Genomic DNA, 18,427 nt, shown 5'->3' on the forward strand with positions numbered 1-18,427 from the left:
TGCCGAGGTGTGGCTGGCACCCGGGGTGGACGAGGCCCGGGCGCGCGCCGGTGCCGGGCACGGCGCGCGGCCGGAGGGCGGCGGGGTGTGCGTGGCTCACAGCGACAAGCGTCCCCGTGCTCATGCCGGACGACGAGGAGTCCTCGTCCTCCTGCAGCGCGGCCTCGCTCGTCTTGTCGACGGCGTCGTCGTAACTCTTGGGCCCGGCGCAGAAGTCGCGGTTGCCGGGGTCCATCTCCGGCACCACGGTCAGGTCGACGGTCCGTACGGCCTTGCCCTCGCCGTGGTCCTTGAGGGCGACCGGGTACGTGCCGGGCGTGATGTCGCAGAGGACGACGGCCGAGGCCATGGCGTAGCGCCGGTCGTCCCTGCCCTCCCGGAACCGCTTCGTCTTGATCTTGATCGCCTTGGCGAAGGCCGGGGATTCCAGCGTCACATAGCCGTTGTTGTCGTCGAGGGTCCCGTCCTGCACCGTCACGGTGAACGTGGCCTCGCGCCCCCGCTGCGTGGGCTGCTGGCCGGTGACCGTCCAGGACGGGTCGGCGAAGGCGCCGGGGGCGGCTATGAGAACGAGCGCGGCGGCGGCCGCGCTCGTGAAGGTCATACGGGCGGGGGTCTTCATGCGGCGAGGATATCGATGGCGGTAGGCCCCGCCAGGGCCCAGGCCGTCGATCCGGCCCGACCGCGGCCCAAGAAGCCGCGCCCAAGAAGCCGCGCCCAAGAAGTCGCGGCCTAAGCGGTCGCGCCCTCCTGCTCCACCTCCACCTGCTGGTTCCACTCCCGCTTGGACGCCTGCCAGCCGTCCTCGTTGTGGCCGCGGCGCCAGTAACCCGATATCGAAAGCCGCTCGCGCGGCACCTCGCGCTCGACCCGCAGGAAGCGCCGGAGCTCCTTCACGAAGCCCGCCTCGCCGTGGACGAAGGCGTGGACGTCCCCGGGCGGGAAGTCGAGCGAGCACACCGCCTTGACCAGTGCCTCGCCCACCGGTGCGCCGTCGCGGTGCAGCCAGGTGACCTCGACGCCCTCGGGCAGGTCCAGGCGCTGCTCCTCCGACGCGTCCGCGACCTCGACGAAAGCGTGCACCGGCACCCCGGCGGGGACCCGCTCCAGGGAGGCGGCGATCGCCGGCAGGGCGCTCTCGTCGCCCGCCAGGAGGTGCCAGTCGGCGGCCGGGTCGGGGGAGTAGGCGCCACCGGGGCCCTGGAAGTGGATCTCCGCACCGGGCTGGACGGAGGCCGCCCAGGGGCCGGCGAGACCCTCGTCGCCGTGGACGACGAAGTCGATCACCAGCTCGCGCCGCTCGCGGTCGAAGGCGCGCACGGTGTACGTCCGCGTGCTGGGCCACTCCTCGCGCGGCAGGTCGCGGCGGACGGCCTCCATGTCGAACGGCTCCGGGTAGGTGACACCGGGCACCGGGAAGAGCAGCTTGACGTAGTGGTCGGTGTGCTCACCGGCCCCGAAGTCCGCGAGGCCCTCGCCGCCCAGGACCACCCGCACCATGTGCGGCGTCAGCCGCTCGGTGCGCACCACGTGCGCGCGAGTGAGCTGCGGCTTCTTCCGGACGGGACGGTCTGCCATTGCGGTCTCCCCTGTACGCGCTGACGAGGACGCACGAGACGGGCATCCTCCTAAGTAAGGCACACCTAACTTAGCAGGGCCGGTCCGCGAGCACCGTCAGAAGCCGCTGGAGCGAACCGCCCAGCCCCCACTGCTCGGCCAGTGCCTCCAGCGCCATCGGGTCACGCGGCTCGCCGGGCAGGGCCGCGTCGAAGGGGGCCAGCGGGACGTCCGACGCGACGCGCACGACCTTCGGCGCCACCGCCAGATACGGGCGGGCCTCCAGCAGCCGCTTGCGCTGCGTCGGGGTGAGCTTGGCGGCCGGATCGTCGGCCGCGGCCATGATCCCGGCCAGGTCGCCATGGGCGGCCAGCAGCTTCGCCGCCGTCTTCTCCCCGATGCCCGGCACCCCCGGCAGGCCGTCGCTGGGGTCGCCCCGCAGCAGGGCCAGATCGGCGTAGCCCGCGCCGTCCACCCCGTACTTCTCCCGCAGCAGCGCCTCGTCCACGATCTGGAGGGTGCCGACGCCCTTGAGCGGATACAGCACCCGCACCCCGCGCCGGTCGTCCACCAGCTGATAGAGGTCACGGTCGCCGGTGACGATGTCCACCGGGCCGGACGCCGGGCCCGCGAGGGTGCCGATCACGTCGTCCGCCTCGTAGCCCGCGGCGCCGATCCGGGCGATGCCCACCGCGTCCAGCACGCTCTCGATCACCGGCACCTGCGGGGAGAGGGTGTCCGGGGTCTCCTCGACATATCCGGCGGCCTGCCCGCCCTCGACCTCCTCCGCGACCCGGTGCGCTTTGTAGGACGGGATCAGGTCGACCCGCCACTGCGGCCGCCAGTCGAAGTCCATGCAGGCCACGAGGTCGTCGGGGTGGTGGTCCTGGACCAGCCGGGCGATGAAGTCGAGCAGGCCGCGCACCGCGTTCACCGGGGTGCCGTCCGGGGCCCGCACGGAATCCGGCACGCCGAAATAGGCGCGGAAATACAGGGAAGCGGTGTCGAGGAGCATCAGGCGTCGCGTCACGGGTCGATGATGCCGCATCCCACTGACACTCCTTGGTCACCTCCGGCCGCGGATGTGAACTGGATCACTGTTCCGTTTGCCCGGATTGATCGGGGGCAGGCGCGGCACCGGAGCGGATCTCGCCGCCACGCAAGGCGCGGCGGGCATGCGGACCGATACCGCACCGCTCCACGTCCCGGCCCGCACGGGGGGAGCCGGGACGTTCCTGAGTTCGACCCGAGAGGTGTATGTGTCCAGGCTTCACGCCGAGCACTTGTACAAAGTGTTCGGCAAACGACCCGAAGCGGCCGTCCAGCGGCTCGAAGGCGGCGCGAGCCGTGACGAGCTGCGCGCCGACGGCACCACCGCGGCGGTCATCGACGCCTCCTTCGAGGTGGAGGCCGGCCAGATCTTCGTGGTGATGGGTCTCTCCGGATCCGGCAAGTCCACGCTGCTGCGCATGCTGAACGGCCTGCTGGAACCGACCGCCGGACGTGTCCTCTACGACGGTCAGGACCTGACCGCGCTGTCCCCCCGCGAGCTGCGCGAGGTCCGCTCCCGCAGCATCAGCATGGTCTTCCAGCACTTCGCGCTCTTCCCGCACCGCAGCGTGCTGGAGAACGCCGCATACGGCCTGGAGGTGCAGGGCGTGCCCCGCGAGGAGCGCGAGGAGCGGGCCGCGGAGGCCCTGGAGCTCGCGGGCCTCAAGGGCTGGGAGACCTCCTGGCCCGACGAGCTGTCCGGCGGCATGCAGCAGCGCGTGGGCCTCGCCCGCGCGCTGGCCACCGACGCCGACCTGCTGCTGATGGACGAGTCCTTCAGCGCCCTCGACCCGCTGATCCGCCGCGACATGCAGGACCAGCTGCTGGACCTCCAGACGCGGCTGAAGAAGACCATCGTCTTCATCACCCACGACCTCAACGAGGCCATGCGCCTGGGCGACCGGATCGCCGTCATGCGCGACGGCCGGATCGTGCAGAACGGCACGGCCGAGGACATCCTCGTCCGGCCCGCCAACGACTACGTCGCGTCCTTCATCCAGGACGTCGACCGCTCCCGGGTCCTCACCGCCGGGTCGATCATGGCCGAGTCCACGGCCCCGGGCAGCGCGCGGGAGGTCATCGCCGCCGCGCCCGCCACGGTCAGCGCCGAGACCCCCGTGCACGAGCTGTTCGCCCCCTTCTCGCACAGCGACCTGCCCGTCGCCGTCACCGACGAGCGGGGCGAGCTGGTCGGCGTGGTCACCCGCGACCGTCTCCTGTCGGCCCTCGGCGACGAGCCGAAGGTCGTCCCGCAGCAGGCCGCCGCCCCCGCGGCGGCCGAGCCGAAGGCGGAGGTGACCGCCCGTGCCTAGGATCCACTTCGGCAACTGGGTCGAGTCCGCCGTCAGCTGGCTCCAGACCCACCTCAGCTGGCTCTTCGACGCCATCAACACCGTGCTGACCGGGGCGTACGACGGGGTCGGCACGGTGCTCGGCGGCCCGCACCCGCTGATCATGGCGGGCATCCTCGCCGTGATCGCCTGGTGGCTGCGCGGTCTCCTGCCCGCCGTCCTCACCTTCGCCGGTCTCGCGCTCGTCGACTCCTTCGGCCTGTGGGACCGGGCGATGTCGACGCTGTCCCTCGTCCTCGTCGCGAGCCTGATCACCCTGGTGATCGCCGTGCCACTGGGCATATGGGCCGCGCGCAGCCGGACCGTGAGCGGTGTGCTGCGCCCGGTCCTGGACGTCATGCAGACGATGCCCGGCTTCGTCTATCTGATCCCCAGCGTGATGTTCTTCTCGATCGGGCCCATCCCCGGCCTGATCGCGACCGTGGTCTTCTCGATGCCGCCCGGCGTGCGGATGACCGAGCTCGGCATACGCCAGGTCGACGGTGAACTGGTCGAGGCGGCCAAGGCGTTCGGTACCACGCCGCGCGACACCCTCACCCGGGTCCAGCTGCCCCTCGCCCTGCCCACGATCATGGCGGGCATCAACCAGGTCATCATGCTGGCGCTGTCCATGGTCGTCATCTCCGGCATGGCGGGCGCGGGCGGCCTCGGCGAGGCCGTGTACGCGGCGGTCACCCAGGTCGACATCGGCGGCGGTGTGGAGAGCGGCCTCGCGGTCGTCATCCTCGCCATCTACCTGGACCGCATGACCGGCGCCCTCAACCAGCGGGTCTCCCCGCTGGGCCGCCGGGCCGTGGCCAAGGCGGCGGCGACGGCGCGGGGCGCCTCGTTCCTGCGCTACCGCCCCGGCACGGCCGTGGCCACCGTCGGCGTCGTCGTCCTCGCGCTCGTCGCGGGCGGCATGAACCTCGCCGGGAGCGGCGACGGCAAGCAGCACGTGGCCGCCGGCAAGAACGTCGGCGACGGCAAGCAGATCAAGCTCGGCTACTTCCCCTGGGACGAGGCGGTGGCCACCACCTACCTCTGGCAGAACATCCTGGAGGACCGGGGCTACAAGCCGGACGTCAAGCAGCTCGACCCCGGCCCGCTCTACACCGCGCTCGCCCAGGGCCAGATGGACGTGCAGTTCGACTCCTGGCTGCCCACGACGCACAAGCAGTACTGGGACCGCTACGCGAACCAGCTCACCGACCTCGGCTCCTGGTACGGGCCGACGTCGCTGGAGCTCTCCGTGCCGTCCTACGTCAAGGGCATCGACTCGCTCGCCGACCTCAAGGGCAAGGGCGCGCAGTTCGGCGGGAAGATCATCGGCATCGAGTCCAGCGCCGGGATGATGGGCACCCTCAACGACAAGGTGCTCAAGGAGTACGGCCTCGACGGTGAGTACAAGGTGGTCTCCTCCTCGACCGCCACGATGCTCGCCGAGCTGGACCGGGCGGTCAAGAAGAAGGAGCCGATCGTCACGACCCTGTGGACCCCGCACTGGGCCTACGGGAAGTACGACCTCAAGAAGCTCAAGGACCCGCAGGGCGCCTGGGGCAAGGGCGAGCAGCTCCACAGCGTCGCCAAGAAGGACTTCGGCAAGGACTTCCCGCAGGTCGCGGAGTGGCTGAAGAACTTCAAGATGTCGGAGAAGGAGCTAGCCGGCCTGGAGGTCGCGATCAAGGACGGCGGCAAGGGCCACGAGAAGGCGTCGGCCCGCAGCTGGCTCGACGCCCACCCGGGCATGGAGGACAAGCTGGCGCCGGTACCGGCGAAGTAGATCCTCAGCTCAACGGCAGGGGCCGGTCGTCCACTTGGACGACCGGCCCCTGCCGTTGCGTTCACAGTGCGATGAGGCCGTTCTTCCCGGGCGGGGCGGGCGAGTGCCACTGGTCCGCGCTGGCCGCGTTGGCGTTCACCTTCCCCAGCGTCACCAGCGTGAAGTTGCTGCCCTCATGGGCACTGGCAGGCACGGTGAGAATGCCGAAGAAGGCGGCGACCCCGAGGACGACGGTGGCGATACGACGCATGAACCGACCCTTCGAATAGGGAAGTTGGGCGCCGCGATCATGCCCTGCGGGGGCCTTCCCATGCGCGGGGTCACCCGGACGGGGCGTGTGCGCCATGCGGACCGCGTGGCCCGTACCATCCAGCCTGTCCGGCGTTTGAGGACAACGCGGCGTAGCCGTGTTGCGGGGTCTGGGGCGGAGCCCCAGTTTCGGGAAGGGGCGGGGCAGGGGAACAAAGCGCCGCAGGCGGCAACGGCGCCGCACTCACCCGACGCCCACCCGCCGTCTCAACTCCGCGTCAAAGACAGAAGCTCCCGCGCCGGCCCCGCCGGCAAATGCCCCACCGGCCACACCGCCCGCAGATCACGCCGCAGACGCACCACCCCCACCGGCACCTCCACGAGCCGCCGGGACGCGAGCTCCTCACCGACCGCGAGCTCGCTCAGGACGGAAGGGCCCGCGCCGCTCACGACCGCCGCCTTCACCGCCGTCGTCGAGGACAGTTCGAGCAAGGGGACGGCGGGACCTCCGTGCGAAGCGAGCGCGGCGTCCAGCACCTGCCGCGTCCCCGAGCCGCGTTCGCGGAGGATCAGGGGGGTGGCCGCGAGTTCGGAGGGCGGCAGGGGAGCGCGGCGGCGGGCCCACGGGTGGGAGGGGGCGGTCACGACGACGAGCCGGTCGTGGCCGACGACCGCGCCGTCGAGGTCGGCCGGCAGGTCGAGGCCCTCGACGAAGCCGAGGTCGGCCTCACCGGCGCGCAGCCGCTCGGCGACGGCGGCGGAGTTCCCGGCGAGCAGCGAGACGGCCGTGCCGGGCAGCTGCCGGTGCAGGGCGATGAGCCAGCCCGGCAGCAGGTACTCGGCGATGGTCATGCTCGCGGCGACCCGCAGCCGCGAGTCCCGGCGCCCGCGCAGCGCCCGCGTCCCCGCGTCGAACGCCTCGGCGGCCTCGACGACCCGCCCGGCCCAGTCGGTGACGAGCGCTCCCGCGTCGGTGAGCCGCGAGCCGCGCGGCGACCGTTCGACCAGGGCCACGCCGAGCTGTCGCTCCATGCTGCGGATCCGGCTGCTGGCGGCCGGCTGCGTGATGCCCAGTTCCTTCGCCGCCCGGCCCAGGCTGCCCAGCCGGGCCACGGCGAGAAGGAGCTCCAGCGCCCCGAGATCGGGCACCCGGTGCGAGAGAGGGCTGCTCGTATCGCTCGTGAACCCGCCGCTCGTAAACCCGTCGCTCATAAACCCAGCTTATGCCCTCATAGACCGATGGCCTCTGGTTGCACGGAGTGCAATGGGTGATCGTGGAGGCATGACCACGCTCGTCCATCCCAGCCCCACCCCTCTCACGCGTCACGACCCGCGGCCGGGTGTCCGCCACCTCGGCCCGAACTGGTACGCCGCCGTGATGGGCACCGCCATCGTCGCGGGCGCCGGCAGCGCCCTCCCGCTGCGGGCGCCCGGGCTGCGCGGCGCGTACGAGGTGGTGTGGGCGCTGGCCGCCCTCGGGCTGCTCACCCTGCTGACCGCCCGCGCCGCGCACTGGCTGCGCCACCCCGACCAGGCCCGGCGCCACCTCGCCGACCCGATGGTCGCGCCGTTCTACGGCTGCCTGGCCATGGCCCTGCTGTCCGTCGGCAGCGTCACGCTCGCCGTGGGCTCGGACCTCATCGGCAAGGACGCGGCCGTCGCCGTCGACGCCGTCCTCTGGCCGGCGGGCACGGTGATCGGCCTCGCGGCGGCCGCGGGCATCCCGTACCTGATGGTCACCCGGCACAGGATCGCGGTGGACGGCGCCTCGCCCGCCTGGCTGCTCCCGATCGTCGCGCCGATGGTGTCCGCCGCGACGGGCCCGGCGCTGGTGCCGCACCTGCCGCACGGCCAGTGGCAGGAGGCCATGCTGCTCGGCTGCTACGCCCTGTTCGGCATGAGCCTGCTGGCCACGCTGCTCATCCTGCCGATGGTCTTCGCCCGGCTGATCCACCACGGCGCGCTGCCCCTGGCGCTGACCCCCGCCCTCTTCCTCGTCCTCGGCCCGCTCGGGCAGTCGACCACCGCCGTCAACAACGTCGCCGACGCCGCGCAAGGCACCGCCGCCACCTCCTACGCCCAGGCCATGACCGCCTTCGGCGTGCTCTACGGCACCCCCGTGATGGGCTTCGCGCTGCTGTGGCTGGCACTGGCCACCGCCATGGTGGTCCGGGCCTTCCGGCGCGGCATGGGCTTCGCGATGACCTGGTGGGCCTTCACCTTCCCCATCGGCACCTGCGTCACCGGCGCCGCCGCGCTCGCCCGCCACACCGGTCTGCACGCCTTCAACGGCCTGGCCTACGGGCTGTACGCGCTGCTCGTCGCGGCCTGGCTGGTCACCGCCGTGTGCACCCTGCGCGGCCTGGTCAGCGGAAAGCTGCTCGCAGCGCCTCGCCCAGCACCCTCGGCGCCCGTGTCAACGACGGCCCGTACCACGTGAGATGACGCCCGCTGACGAGCGCGCACGGCAGCCCGGGGAACGCCTCCGGGCCGTCGTCGGCGGTGAAGCGGTACGGCTCGTCCGGCAGGACCGCCAGCTCGGCGCCGCATGAAGTCAACTCACCGAGGGGCACGCGGGGATAGCGCTCCGCGTGCCCCGCGTACACATGGGCGACACCGAGCCGGGCGAGGACGTCCCCCGCGAAGGTGTCCCGGCCCAGCACCATCCACGGCCGCCGCCACACCGGCACCACCGCCCGTACGGCCGGGCCCGCGGGCCGGACCTCCCGCCACGCGTCCTCGGCCTCCGCCAGCCACCCGGGCCGCTCCAGCCCGCACCCCTCCACCAGCACCCGCTCCAGCTCCCCGAACGCCTGCTCGAGGGTGCGCACTTCGGTGACCAGCACCCGCAGGCCCGCCGCACGCAGCGCGACCAGGTCGGGGGCGCGGTTCTCCTCCTCGTTGGCGAGGACGAGGTCGGGCGCGAGGGCGGCGATCCGGGCCACGTCGGGGTTCTTGGTGCCACCGATCCGCACGACGTCGAGCCCGGCGGGGTGGTCGCACCAGTCGGTGGCACCGACGAGCAGGCCGGGCGCGGTGACGGCCACGGCCTCGGTGAGCGAGGGGACGAGGGACACCACGCGCCGTACGGCAGTACGAATGGCCATGATCACAGAGTACGCCCGGGCGGCAACTCCTATGACTATGCTGGCCGGTGCAGCTGGTTCGCCCCGTCCGCCAGTCGGGAGCGTCGCAAGAGGGAATCCGGTGCGAATCCGGAACTGCCCCGCAGCGGTGAGTGGGAACGAAAGCGGTCATACGCACTGGACGCCGTCCGGGAAGCGACCGCCAGTAGGTGACCGGCCCTTCGACGAGGGACCGGGGCGTGCCCGCGAGTCCGAAGACCTGCCACTGCCCGTATGCCCGCACGGGGTACGGACCGCACGAACTCCGGAGGAGAGTTCCGTGAAGCAGACGCATGTCGCACGTGTGAATCCCACGCTGCACGGCTACCCGAGGCAAGGCCCGGGCCGTGAGCTGAAGAAAGCCATCGAGGGCTATTGGGCCGGCCGCCTGGACGCGGATCAACTCCTGGGGACCGCGGCCGCGCTGCGCGCGGCGGCCCGCGAGGAGCTGCGCGAGGCGGGCATCACCGAGGTGCCCACGGGTGACTTCTCGTTCTACGACCATGTGCTGGACACCGCCTGGGCGGTCGGCGCGGTGCCCGAGCGGCACCGGGCGGCGGCCACGACCGAGCTGGACGTCTATTTCGCCATGGCCCGCGGCACGGCGGACACGCCACCGCTGGAGATGACGAAATGGTTCGACACCAACTACCACTACCTCGTCCCCGAATTGGGGCCCGACGCGGAATTCACGCCGGACTCCCGCAAGCAGGTCGGCGAATTCCGTGAGGCGCGCGAGGCGGGCTTCACGGCCCGGCCCGTACTGCTGGGCCCCGTCAGCTTCCTGCTGCTGGCCAAGCCCGCGCCCGGGGCCGGTGCGGACTTCGAGCCGCTGACCCTCCTGGACCGGCTGCTGCCCGTCTACGCCTCGCTGCTCGCCGACCTGCGGGCGGCCGGAGCGGAGTGGGTGCAGCTGGACGAGCCCGCGCTCGTGCAGGACCGGCCCCGCTCCGTACTGAACGCCACCGCCCGCGCCTACCGCGAGCTCGGCGCGGCCACGGACCGCCCCCAACTGCTGGTGGCCTCCTGCTTCGACCGGCTCGGCGACGCCCTGCCCGTGCTCGCCCAGGCCCCGGTCGAGGGCCTCGCGATGGACTTCACCGGCCCCGCGGCCGCCGACCTCGACGCCCTCGCCGCGCTCGGCGGCCTCCCCGGCAAGCGGCTGATCGCGGGCGTCGTCGACGGCCGCAACGTCTGGGCCGCCGACCTGGAGCGGGCCCTCTCCACCCTGGCCACCCTGCTCGGCCTGGTGGACCGGCTCGACGTCGCGCCGTCCTGCTCCCTGCTGCACGTGCCGCTCGACGTCGCCGCCGAACGCGACCTCGACCCGCAGATCGCCCGCTGGCTGTCCTTCGCCCGCCAGAAGACGGCCGAAGTCGCCACCCTCGCGCGGGCGCTGAGCGAGGGCCGCGAGGCGGTGGCGCCCCAGCTCGCCGCCAACCGCGCCGCCCTCATGGCCCGAGCGGGCTCCGCCCTGACCCGCGACGCGGCCGTACGGGACCGCTGCGCGGCCGTCACCGCCGAGGACACCCGCCGCCCCCAGCCGTACGCGGAACGGGCCGCCGCCCAGCGCGCCCGCCTGGACCTCCCGCCGCTGCCCACGACCACCATCGGCTCCTTCCCGCAGACCGCGGAACTCCGCCGCGCGCGGGCCGACCTGCGCGCCGGGAAGCTGACCACCGAGGAGTACCGGGAGCGGATCGCCACCGAGATCCGCGAGGTGATCGCCTTCCAGGAGAAGGCCGGACTCGACGTGCTGGTGCACGGCGAGCCCGAACGCAACGACATGGTCCAGCACTTCGCCGAGCGGCTGAACGGCTACCTCGCCACCCGGCACGGCTGGGTGCAGTCCTACGGCACGCGCTACGTCCGGCCGCCGATCCTCGCCGGCGACGTCTCGCGCCCCGCGCCCATGACCGTCGAATGGACCCGCTACGCCCAGTCGGTGACCCGGCGCCCCGTGAAGGGCATGCTCACCGGCCCCGTCACCATGCTGTCCTGGTCCTTCGTCCGCGACGACCAGCCGCTCGCCGAGACCGCCCGCCAGGTGGCCCTCGCGCTGCGCGACGAGGTCGCCGACCTGGAGGCGGCGGGCACCGCCGTGATCCAGGTGGACGAGCCCGCCCTGCGCGAACTCCTGCCTCTGCGGGCCGCCGCCCGGCCCGGCTATCTCGACTGGGCCACCGAGGCGTTCCGCCTCGCGACGAGCGGCGTCCGCGCCGACACCCAGATCCACACGCACATGTGCTACGCCGAGTTCGGCGAGATCCTCGCCGGGATCGAGGCCCTGGACGCGGACGTCATCAGCCTCGAAGCGGCGCGCTCACGGATGGCCGTCGCGGACGAACTCGCGGCCGCGGGCTATCCGCGCGAGGCGGGCCCGGGGGTGTACGACATCCACTCGCCGCGCGTCCCCTCCGTCGAGGAGGTCTCCGCGCTCCTGCGACACGCGCTGCGGGCCGTACCGGCGGAACGGCTGTGGGTGAACCCCGACTGCGGCCTCAAGACCCGCGCACCCGAGGAATCGGGACCGGCCCTGGAGAACCTGGTCACCGCGGCCCGACAGATCCGTGCGACCCTGCCGCCGCACTCGGGCTGAGGAGCCACCGTGGAAGCACCACCCATCGCCAAGGCCCCGGCCGACTCGTCCGTCACCCTCGCCCACATCATGAGCGAGCACGACACCAATCTGTACGGCACGGTGCACGGCGGCGCCGTCATGCGCCTGGTCGACGACGCCGCGGCCGCCGCGGCGGGCCGCCACGCGGGCTGCCCCGCCGTCACCGTCTCCGTGGACGGCATGTCCTTCCTCGCCCCGGTACGCGCCGGGGACCTGCTCTCCGTACGGGCACGCGTGGAGTGGGCGGGCCGCACGTCCATGGCCGTGGGCGTGGACGTCACGGCCGAACGCTGGAACTCCTCCGGCCCCACGGCCCAAGTGGCCACCGCCCGGCTGACGTTCGTGGCGATCGACGCGGACGGCGCGCCGCGGGTGGTTCCGGGGCTCTGCCCGGAATCGCCGGAGGAGCGGCGGCGGTACGAGGAGGTGGCGGCGGCGCGGCTCCGCGTGTAGGTATGCCGGTGTGTGACTCCCCGCCGCTCTTGAGGGAGAGCGGCGGGGTCCGGCGGGGCGCGCTGTGCGCCGGGCGCTCTCGGTGGAGCTAAGGGGCGGTCTCCAACTGCTGGACTGCCGTCACGTACCAGCTTCCCGAGTCCTGCGATTTCTTCCTGGCCAGCTCCTTGTTCTTGGCGTCGAGCTGGTTGTACTGGGCGCCACGCCAGCCACTGGTGAGGTCGGCCAGCGGGATGGGGCCGAAGAGCTTGCTCACGCCGGAGGCGTCGTAGACCTGCGTGAGGTGGAGTTCCTCGTCCTGCGGAACCTGCCCCTGGATGTTCCTGTTACAGGCGCTCTCGACGAACTCCGCGTCCTGCACGCGCTGGTAGACGCAGTACGCGCCGTACTGCTGATCCAGGACGCGGTACCACGCGTCCCCGACACACTTCATCTGCTGGCGCACAACTGCTTGCCTGAGATCGATCCCGGTCTCTTCGAAGAACTCGATCCGCCCTCCGGTGATCACGTCGTTCGCCGTGACGGAGCCTCCGGGGATGACGAGCTGCCCGGCCCCGTTCAGCACCGTGCGCGGAGTCGGCTTGCCGCCGAAGCGGGATCCGAACACGTTCTTGTAGGCGACCAGTACCCGGAACGCCTTGGGATGGGTGCTGGGGATGTCGTAGACCAGATGGTAGGCGTACACGTCTTCACCTCTCGCTCGGCGCGTGCGCGGGAACCAATGAGCCAAGGTAGGGCGTCAACCGCGGCGTGCATATGCCCGATCTGGCCATGCGGGCGCGCGCCGCGCGCCGTGCGCCGTGCCATGCGGCCCTGAGCCTGGTCGGCTCGGTCAGGCGGGGAGGTCGCCGTTGGCGACGGCCGTGACGAAAGTGGACCACGCGGTGGTGGTCGGGGTTATGGCGGGGCCGTCGGGGTTCTTGCTGTCGCGTATCGGGACGGTGCCGGGGAATTGGCGGTCGGCGACTTCGACGCAGTTGTTCTCGGTGAGGCTGCGGCTGCTCTTGCGCCACACGGCTATGGACAGGTCAGGCCGGATGGTACGCACGGATATTTCTCCTCAAGTGTTTTGCGAATCAGGGCAATTGACTCATGTTGGGGTAGGGCCTCCCGCCAAATGTGATCGTACAAGGCCGAGTACTGGGCGACCTCTATCGGATTGGTGATGTAGATGCCCTCTTCGGTCGGTCCGGGCCGATAGACAACCTTGCGGCCACCCTTGAACGTCATGATCTGAGTCAGGCCGAGATCGCGGCTCAGTCCGTTGGTGGCGAACGGAATGACTCTCAGTTCGATATTCGTGCGCGTCAGCATGTCGAGCATGTGTAGAAGCTGGCCTCGCATGATGACGGCATCGCCGATGATGCAGTCGAATGCCGACTGGGCGATGACCGCCCTGAAAGACGGCGGATCAGGGCGGTCGAGGATGGCCCGCCTGCGTTGGCGGAACGCTACCTTCTCGTCGAGGTCTCCGCCGTAGTGGGCCATGCTGCACTGGAGGATGGTTCTGATGTACCCATCTGCTTGCAGCAGGGCTGGCAGAGTATTGGCGAGGTGGTGGATCTCGGTCGCCTTCGACTCGTGGGCGAAGTACTTCTGAACCCATCTCGCCGCAGGGTCGTCGTTGAGCTGGTCCCAGATCTCGAACAGCTTTCCCTCCGCATCGAGGGCCCGGTCGAGTGCCTCCGCGACCTGCCGGACGGGGAAGGTGCTCCCTGTCTCGAACTTCGAAATCGCCGTGTTCGACATCGAGACGGCCCGCCCCAGCTCGGCCTGGGACCAGTCCTTGGACTCCCGTAGGCAGCGGATCGCTGCTCCGAGCCGGGCCATGCGGGACTGTGACGGGTCGAGTCGCTTGGGCGCGGGCATGGGTGCAACCCCCATTTGAATCTCTGAAGCGGGAAGCCTTGACAGCCCCGAGCGTAGGCCGCCGGGCGGATACTTGGAACCGGAACCGTTCGCCCAACTCCGTTGGTTTGACGCTGTGTTCGAATCAATTCGGTGATGCCCGTCGTGCGGCTCCGCACACATCGTAGGGCCCGGTTCCGGCCCATGCGCTCAGCCCGAAGGAGATCGTCCCGCCATGCCCGTCTGGCCCGGTACCGCCGTCACCGCCGCAGGATCCACGAACCCACCGCGAGCCGAAGGCGACGACGGCATCGAGTGGGCGATCAGGGCGATCCTGGACGCGCCCTCCCATATCTCTCCGCCCATGGGCAGGGTGTCCTCGTGCACGGTCGTCCTCCGCGCTTACATCAAGAAGACGGCCCAGGGCGTACGGGACGCGGCCGGCGCCCTGTCCGCCGACGACCCGCGTTGCGCCGCCGCCGAGAGCAGCGCCGCGGAAGGGCTCCACCGGGTGAGCGAGCTCGGGCCCGGCAGTGGGCTCCGGTCCGCTTTCGACTACGCCCGGGCTCTGGCCCTGGTGGCGCGGGAACTCCGGGGCCACATGGGGGAGATCGCGTCATGAACGCCCCGCGCTCCTGGCCCACCGTCGTCCCGCTGCCCCACACCGGCGGCCCGCCCTGCACCACCCCGCGCCCGCAGGAGCCCCCGTGCGGGGAATGCCGGCGCCTGGACGCTGAAGGCTGGTGGGCCCTGTTCGCGGACGACCTCGACGAGTTGAAGGCCGTGAACGCCCGCCACGCCCTCCACTACACCGAGGTCCACACAGTGCGGGCAGTGGTGCGCTGAGCTGATCTTCGGGCTGTCACCGCTCAACGACTCAGAAGGTGGTCTGGACCCAAGCCCTACGTCGATGGATATCCACTTCCAAAGCCGAGGAAGGCGAGAGACGACCATGAACGGCTTCATGATCGACGACTGGGTTCGCGCCGCCGACCAGAGTGGGCCCTCTCCTCCCTCCCCAGTGGGAGGCGGAGAGGGCCCGAACGACGGCTCGTTCAACAGGAACTGCTAAGCAAGCCCTCCGTACCTCACGGACCTGCCCGGGGCCAGTTCGCGAGCGACTCGTTCGGTCAGTTCCTGACCCTGCTGGTCCAGCACCCGCCGCCTGGCGTCATCCCTGTCCTCGTCACGCTCCTGCACGTACAGGTCCACGTTGGCGTTGAAGTCCGCCGACCACTTGTACAAGTCGTCGACCAGGTCGTCGGAGAGCCCGAGAGCGGCAGCCGGATCGTCCGGCATGAAATCGCCGAACCCTTCGGCACGGAGTGGACCCCACTTGTACTCGCCCTCGACGACGATGTGGAGGGGATGAGGTGGACTACCGTGTGCGTCGAGGGTCCAGTGCAGGCGCTGACATCCCCAGCACACGAACTTCGCTGAGCCGTGCCGCTCGTCCCAGTAGCGCACGACCCACGTGGGTCCCAGGTGCTTCGCCAGAGTCTGGGCGAGCTCCAGGCCCTTCTTGACGTGTTTGCGAAGTGGGGGCCGGGAGGTAAAGCCCTCCGGCGGGCGGGTCGTGGACCAGGAGATCAGGCTGTATGCCAGGTCTCCAGGAAGACCCAGGCCGGGATCGTCGACCGGGACACCGATGGTGAAGCCGTCAGGGTCCGCGTAGGACCCCGCATCTGACGTGTACAGGGGCGACCGGTCTCCTCGTGCGCGCACGAGGAGACGACGGGGTTCGTCCTGGTGGTTCATGCCGGGCAGGAGGGCAACTGTTCCCCGACGTAATCCTTGCTGTAGCCGAACCGTTCACTGATCGTCTCGTAGCGGGTGCGCTGGGTTTCGGTGATGGGGGCGTCGCACATGAGGAGAATCTGAAGGAGGAGGCGGAAGCCCAAGTCGGGGTCGACGGCAGTGACTACGTCCTCCAGTGCCGTCACCAGGCGCTGAACCACGGCGGCGTCGACGCTCAGGGTCTTGGGCGTCAATTGCGGGGCACCCTGGTGGACCTCCCGCAGGACCGTCTCCGCCAGCTCGATCCGGGCAGGCGACACGGTGGGCGTGTAGAGGGGGTCGACATCCTTCAGGTGCTCCTTGCACACCTGGGCAATCTGCTCGAGCCATGCCCGTCCGTCGGCGTCGAACTCGTCGATGTAGTTCCACCGCCCTGATGCGGCACGCCACAACGCGATGACCGAGGCATCAGACAGCGCGGAGTCCAGCAGCCGCTGGACGTCCTCCAGCAGCACGGCCGCAAACGAGCCTGGACCGTATCCGAGATCGCAATGGGCGATGCTCTGGATGTTGTCCCGCACGGTGCCTGCGTACCGCCATCCTGGCCCATGGAACACAGCCGCGAGCATCGGCAGACCGAAGCGGCCGAATGTGAAGTCGCGCCGGCTCGGGTCAATGGGCGGCCACCGCACATGCAGGTCTTCATAGACGGCAGCTGCCGGGTAGGCCAACTGGCCACCGATCGCCAGCAGCCGGTCATACTGGTTCTTCCCCATCGGCACGGAATACGTCTTCGCGGCGCGCAGGAACATGCGGAAACCGAGGTCGGCGTCCACCCGGTCCACGACCTGCCGCAACGCCGGAACGATGCCCGGTACCGCGACGGCGCGTTCCAGTCCGACCGCGGCCTGGTCGATCTCCGCCGCCACGATCTCGCGCAGCTCTTTCTCCACCACCACCGGTCGCACCTCGTCCAGGGCTTTCGCCTCGACCGGATCCAGCTCTCGTGTCCGTGGCGGGCATACGTCCGAGACGTGGGCCAGCCACGCGCGCATGTCCATGCCGCCCTCGACCGGGTCGAGGCACCGTCGCACAGCGGCCAGCCACACGGCGTGGATCGTCTCTTCCGCGAGCGGGGAATCCAGCAGCAGCCGTACGTCCTTACCGAGCTGGTCGTCTTCGTCCTCCGCAGCCGCCTCGGCGAGGGCGAGCAGCACCCTCTGATCGATGCGACGATGCGTGCGGGAACACAACTCCCCGGCAAGGCCGCTGAGCCCGAAATCGGCCCCGTAGCCGACGTAGTACACCTCGCGCGGCTGTGTCATCACCAACCTCCTGCCCGGCGCGGGCACCCCTCGTTGTGAGGGGTGCCCGCGCCTACTGATACTCGGTCACATGGCTACTGCTTCGGGAGCGGGTAGGAGGTGAAGACGACGAAGTTGCTCGGCTTGTGGGGTGGGTTGGCGGATTTCGGCACGTACCTCAGCACGATGCGAACCTTGTTGCTCGCTGGTTCCCCCGCACGGTCGCCATTCGCTCTCCACACACGCCCGAGTGATCCCTCGTCCCTGAGTTCCCATTCGAACGCGAGGGTGTCCGTCTTCGCATTGAAACCACCCTTGTTCATGGACTGCTTACGCTTCCACGTTGCCAGCCGGTCCGCATTGCGCGGGTCCTTGACCCACTGTTGGAACCCCTGGTCGACGGCGCGAGCGGCTGTCGCCTGATCAGTCCATTTCCCCGCGATGCCGTCGATCTGGGCTTTGTCGTACATCGCGGCGTCGCTCGGGCGAACGTGCTCTCCCAGGGTATGCGCCCCTTGGATACCTTCGTCGCCGATGATGTTGGTGCAGTTATGGACCAACACCCCCGGCGACTGCTCACCCTGCGGGTGGACATAGAACGTGTGCAGTCCATCGACGGTGAGGTCGAACACCTTACGGGGTGCCAGGCCAACTCGGTCACGCAAGGCGGTCACGGTCTGCACTGTTCCGTCCGGGGCGCGCAACCGGTCTCCCGCGCGCAGGTCGGAGACCGTGGTCCAGCCGTGGTCGACGACGAAGAACCGGTGCCCGGTCGTGCTGGTCAGCAGACCGCCGGTCACGGAGATATCCACCAGATGCTCGGTGTCGTGCTGGAACGTGTCCGATACCGCCTCGGCCCGAAGCCGTCCGGACTCGGGGTCGGTGGCCAGCACCTGGTCACCGATGCGTCCGAGGTCCAGCAGACCAGGTTGGACAGCCAGACTGCTGAGGACGGCCAGGGCGGCGACGGATGTGATGACGGGGGCGAGTATCGCGGATCTTCGTGATCTGGGGTTCAACAACCCAGGTCTGCGGGGCAAGAGGGCGTCCCTTCTTCGCTAAGGGGTAGGGCCGAGGCCCGGTCGAAGAGAGGGGTGTGGTCCTGGGTGGGGGGCAGCGGCGCACGGCACAGGCCGCGTCGGTGGGCGTAAGCGGCCGGTACGGCGGCGTGACGATGCAACTCCTCTCCGTGGGTAACGGTGTTCTCCCGGATGCCAGTTGGCTGGCAGAATCGATGACGGAACAGGTCAAGGTCCGCCCAACACGGGGATCACCCTAGCCACGGGAACCGTGCAGGGGACAGGGAAAAATTTCGAGGCTCCGGCGGGTGCGTTTGCGCTGTCCCACCGTGAACGCGAGCGTTCCGGAAT

19 protein-coding genes and 1 riboswitch are annotated in these 18,427 nt (G+C 70.4%); of the genes, 7 read left to right on the forward strand and 12 right to left on the reverse strand.

Going from position 1 to position 18,427, the window contains the following annotated elements; all coding sequences use genetic code 11:
• The 3 genes from AB0435_RS21580 to AB0435_RS21590 form a co-directional block, all read right to left on the reverse strand.
• On the reverse strand, positions 1-622 hold a 622-nt coding region (locus tag AB0435_RS21580; protein WP_366427724.1), incomplete at its 3' end, for a hypothetical protein.
• Positions 623-732: 110 nt separating this feature from the next.
• Complete coding sequence (locus AB0435_RS21585) at positions 733-1,578, reverse strand: siderophore-interacting protein (protein ID WP_366003128.1); 846 nt, start codon at positions 1,576-1,578, stop codon at positions 733-735.
• Between the two features lie 70 nt (positions 1,579-1,648).
• Entirely contained in the window at positions 1,649-2,572 is a 924-nt protein-coding gene (locus AB0435_RS21590; protein ID WP_366427747.1) for a 5'-3' exonuclease, read from the reverse strand.
• Positions 2,573-2,816: 244 nt separating this feature from the next.
• On the opposite strand from AB0435_RS21590, the gene AB0435_RS21595 reads away from it, so the two are divergent.
• Together AB0435_RS21595 and AB0435_RS21600 are read left to right on the forward strand one after the other, a co-directional pair.
• Entirely contained in the window at positions 2,817-3,920 is a 1,104-nt protein-coding gene (locus AB0435_RS21595; protein ID WP_366427725.1) for a glycine betaine/L-proline ABC transporter ATP-binding protein, read from the forward strand.
• Positions 3,913-5,721, forward strand: coding sequence for an ABC transporter permease/substrate binding protein (locus tag AB0435_RS21600; RefSeq protein ID WP_366427726.1), 1,809 nt, complete (start codon positions 3,913-3,915; stop codon positions 5,719-5,721). Before AB0435_RS21595 ends, AB0435_RS21600 begins: the two co-directional genes overlap by 8 nt.
• 61 nt (positions 5,722-5,782) lie before the next feature.
• Here AB0435_RS21600 and AB0435_RS21605 read toward each other — a convergent pair whose 3' ends face one another.
• Both AB0435_RS21605 and AB0435_RS21610 read right to left on the reverse strand, forming a co-directional pair.
• A complete protein-coding gene (locus tag AB0435_RS21605; protein ID WP_366003131.1) occupies positions 5,783-5,971 on the reverse strand; it encodes a hypothetical protein in 189 nt (62 codons plus the stop codon).
• 266 nt (positions 5,972-6,237) lie between these two features.
• Positions 6,238-7,182 carry a LysR family transcriptional regulator gene (locus tag AB0435_RS21610; protein ID WP_366427727.1) on the reverse strand — a complete coding sequence of 315 codons (945 nt, stop codon included), beginning with the start codon at positions 7,180-7,182 and terminating at the stop codon, positions 6,238-6,240.
• 70 nt (positions 7,183-7,252) lie between these two features.
• Between AB0435_RS21610 and AB0435_RS21615 the strand changes: the two genes are divergently transcribed.
• Positions 7,253-8,410 carry a TDT family transporter gene (locus AB0435_RS21615; protein ID WP_366427728.1) on the forward strand — a complete coding sequence of 386 codons (1,158 nt, stop codon included), beginning with the start codon at positions 7,253-7,255 and terminating at the stop codon, positions 8,408-8,410.
• Here AB0435_RS21615 and AB0435_RS21620 read toward each other — a convergent pair.
• Positions 8,337-9,077 carry a helical backbone metal receptor gene (locus AB0435_RS21620; RefSeq protein WP_366427729.1) on the reverse strand — a complete coding sequence of 247 codons (741 nt, stop codon included), beginning with the start codon at positions 9,075-9,077 and terminating at the stop codon, positions 8,337-8,339. The genes AB0435_RS21615 and AB0435_RS21620 overlap by 74 nt on opposite strands.
• A 37-nt stretch (positions 9,078-9,114) precedes the next feature.
• A riboswitch (cobalamin riboswitch) is annotated at positions 9,115-9,338 on the forward strand.
• A 37-nt stretch (positions 9,339-9,375) separates the two neighbouring features.
• On the opposite strand from AB0435_RS21620, the gene metE reads away from it, so the two are divergent.
• Both metE and AB0435_RS21630 read left to right on the forward strand, forming a co-directional pair.
• Positions 9,376-11,694, forward strand: coding sequence for a 5-methyltetrahydropteroyltriglutamate--homocysteine S-methyltransferase (gene metE, locus AB0435_RS21625; RefSeq protein WP_366427730.1), 2,319 nt, complete (start codon positions 9,376-9,378; stop codon positions 11,692-11,694).
• 69 nt (positions 11,695-11,763) lie between these two features.
• Positions 11,764-12,168, forward strand: a complete 405-nt coding sequence (locus tag AB0435_RS21630) for an acyl-CoA thioesterase (protein WP_366003185.1) — start codon at positions 11,764-11,766, stop codon at positions 12,166-12,168.
• Positions 12,169-12,256: 88 nt separating this feature from the next.
• Here AB0435_RS21630 and AB0435_RS21635 read toward each other — a convergent pair whose 3' ends face one another.
• The 3 genes from AB0435_RS21635 to AB0435_RS21645 all read right to left on the reverse strand — a co-directional run bounded on the left by AB0435_RS21635 (position 12,257) and on the right by AB0435_RS21645 (position 13,998).
• The gene (locus tag AB0435_RS21635; RefSeq protein WP_366003137.1) at positions 12,257-12,853 is read right to left on the reverse strand and encodes a hypothetical protein; all 597 of its coding nucleotides are present in this window, start codon (positions 12,851-12,853) and stop codon (positions 12,257-12,259) included.
• A 147-nt stretch (positions 12,854-13,000) separates the two neighbouring features.
• On the reverse strand, positions 13,001-13,216 hold the full coding sequence (locus AB0435_RS21640) for a DUF397 domain-containing protein (RefSeq protein ID WP_366003138.1): 216 nt from the start codon (positions 13,214-13,216) through the stop codon (positions 13,001-13,003).
• Entirely contained in the window at positions 13,186-13,998 is an 813-nt protein-coding gene (locus AB0435_RS21645; protein WP_366003139.1) for a helix-turn-helix transcriptional regulator, read from the reverse strand. The genes AB0435_RS21640 and AB0435_RS21645 overlap by 31 nt, the downstream gene beginning before the upstream one ends.
• Before the next feature lie 253 nt (positions 13,999-14,251).
• Between AB0435_RS21645 and AB0435_RS21650 the strand changes: the two genes are divergently transcribed.
• Positions 14,252-14,638 (forward strand): DUF6415 family natural product biosynthesis protein, encoded by a 387-nt coding sequence (locus AB0435_RS21650; protein WP_366427731.1) that lies wholly within the window; start codon positions 14,252-14,254, stop codon positions 14,636-14,638.
• Positions 14,635-14,862, forward strand: coding sequence for a hypothetical protein (locus tag AB0435_RS21655; protein ID WP_366003141.1), 228 nt, complete (start codon positions 14,635-14,637; stop codon positions 14,860-14,862). The genes AB0435_RS21650 and AB0435_RS21655 overlap by 4 nt, the downstream gene beginning before the upstream one ends.
• 222 nt (positions 14,863-15,084) lie before the next feature.
• Here AB0435_RS21655 and AB0435_RS21660 read toward each other — a convergent pair whose 3' ends face one another.
• From AB0435_RS21660 to AB0435_RS21670, 3 genes are all read right to left on the reverse strand, one after another.
• Positions 15,085-15,774 carry a hypothetical protein gene (locus AB0435_RS21660; RefSeq protein WP_366003142.1) on the reverse strand — a complete coding sequence of 230 codons (690 nt, stop codon included), beginning with the start codon at positions 15,772-15,774 and terminating at the stop codon, positions 15,085-15,087.
• Complete coding sequence (locus AB0435_RS21665; RefSeq protein WP_366003143.1) at positions 15,771-17,078, reverse strand: hypothetical protein; 1,308 nt, start codon at positions 17,076-17,078, stop codon at positions 15,771-15,773. Before AB0435_RS21665 ends, AB0435_RS21660 begins: the two co-directional genes overlap by 4 nt.
• Positions 17,079-17,152: 74 nt before the next feature.
• Positions 17,153-18,097: a polymorphic toxin-type HINT domain-containing protein gene (locus AB0435_RS21670; protein WP_366003144.1), complete on the reverse strand. Its 945-nt coding sequence runs from the start codon at positions 18,095-18,097 to the stop codon at positions 17,153-17,155.
• Between the last annotated feature and the right edge of the window lie 330 nt (positions 18,098-18,427).

Origin of the sequence: Streptomyces sp. NPDC051173, from assembly GCF_040689515.1 — a bacterium.
Classification (GTDB): domain Bacteria; phylum Actinomycetota; class Actinomycetes; order Streptomycetales; family Streptomycetaceae; genus Streptomyces.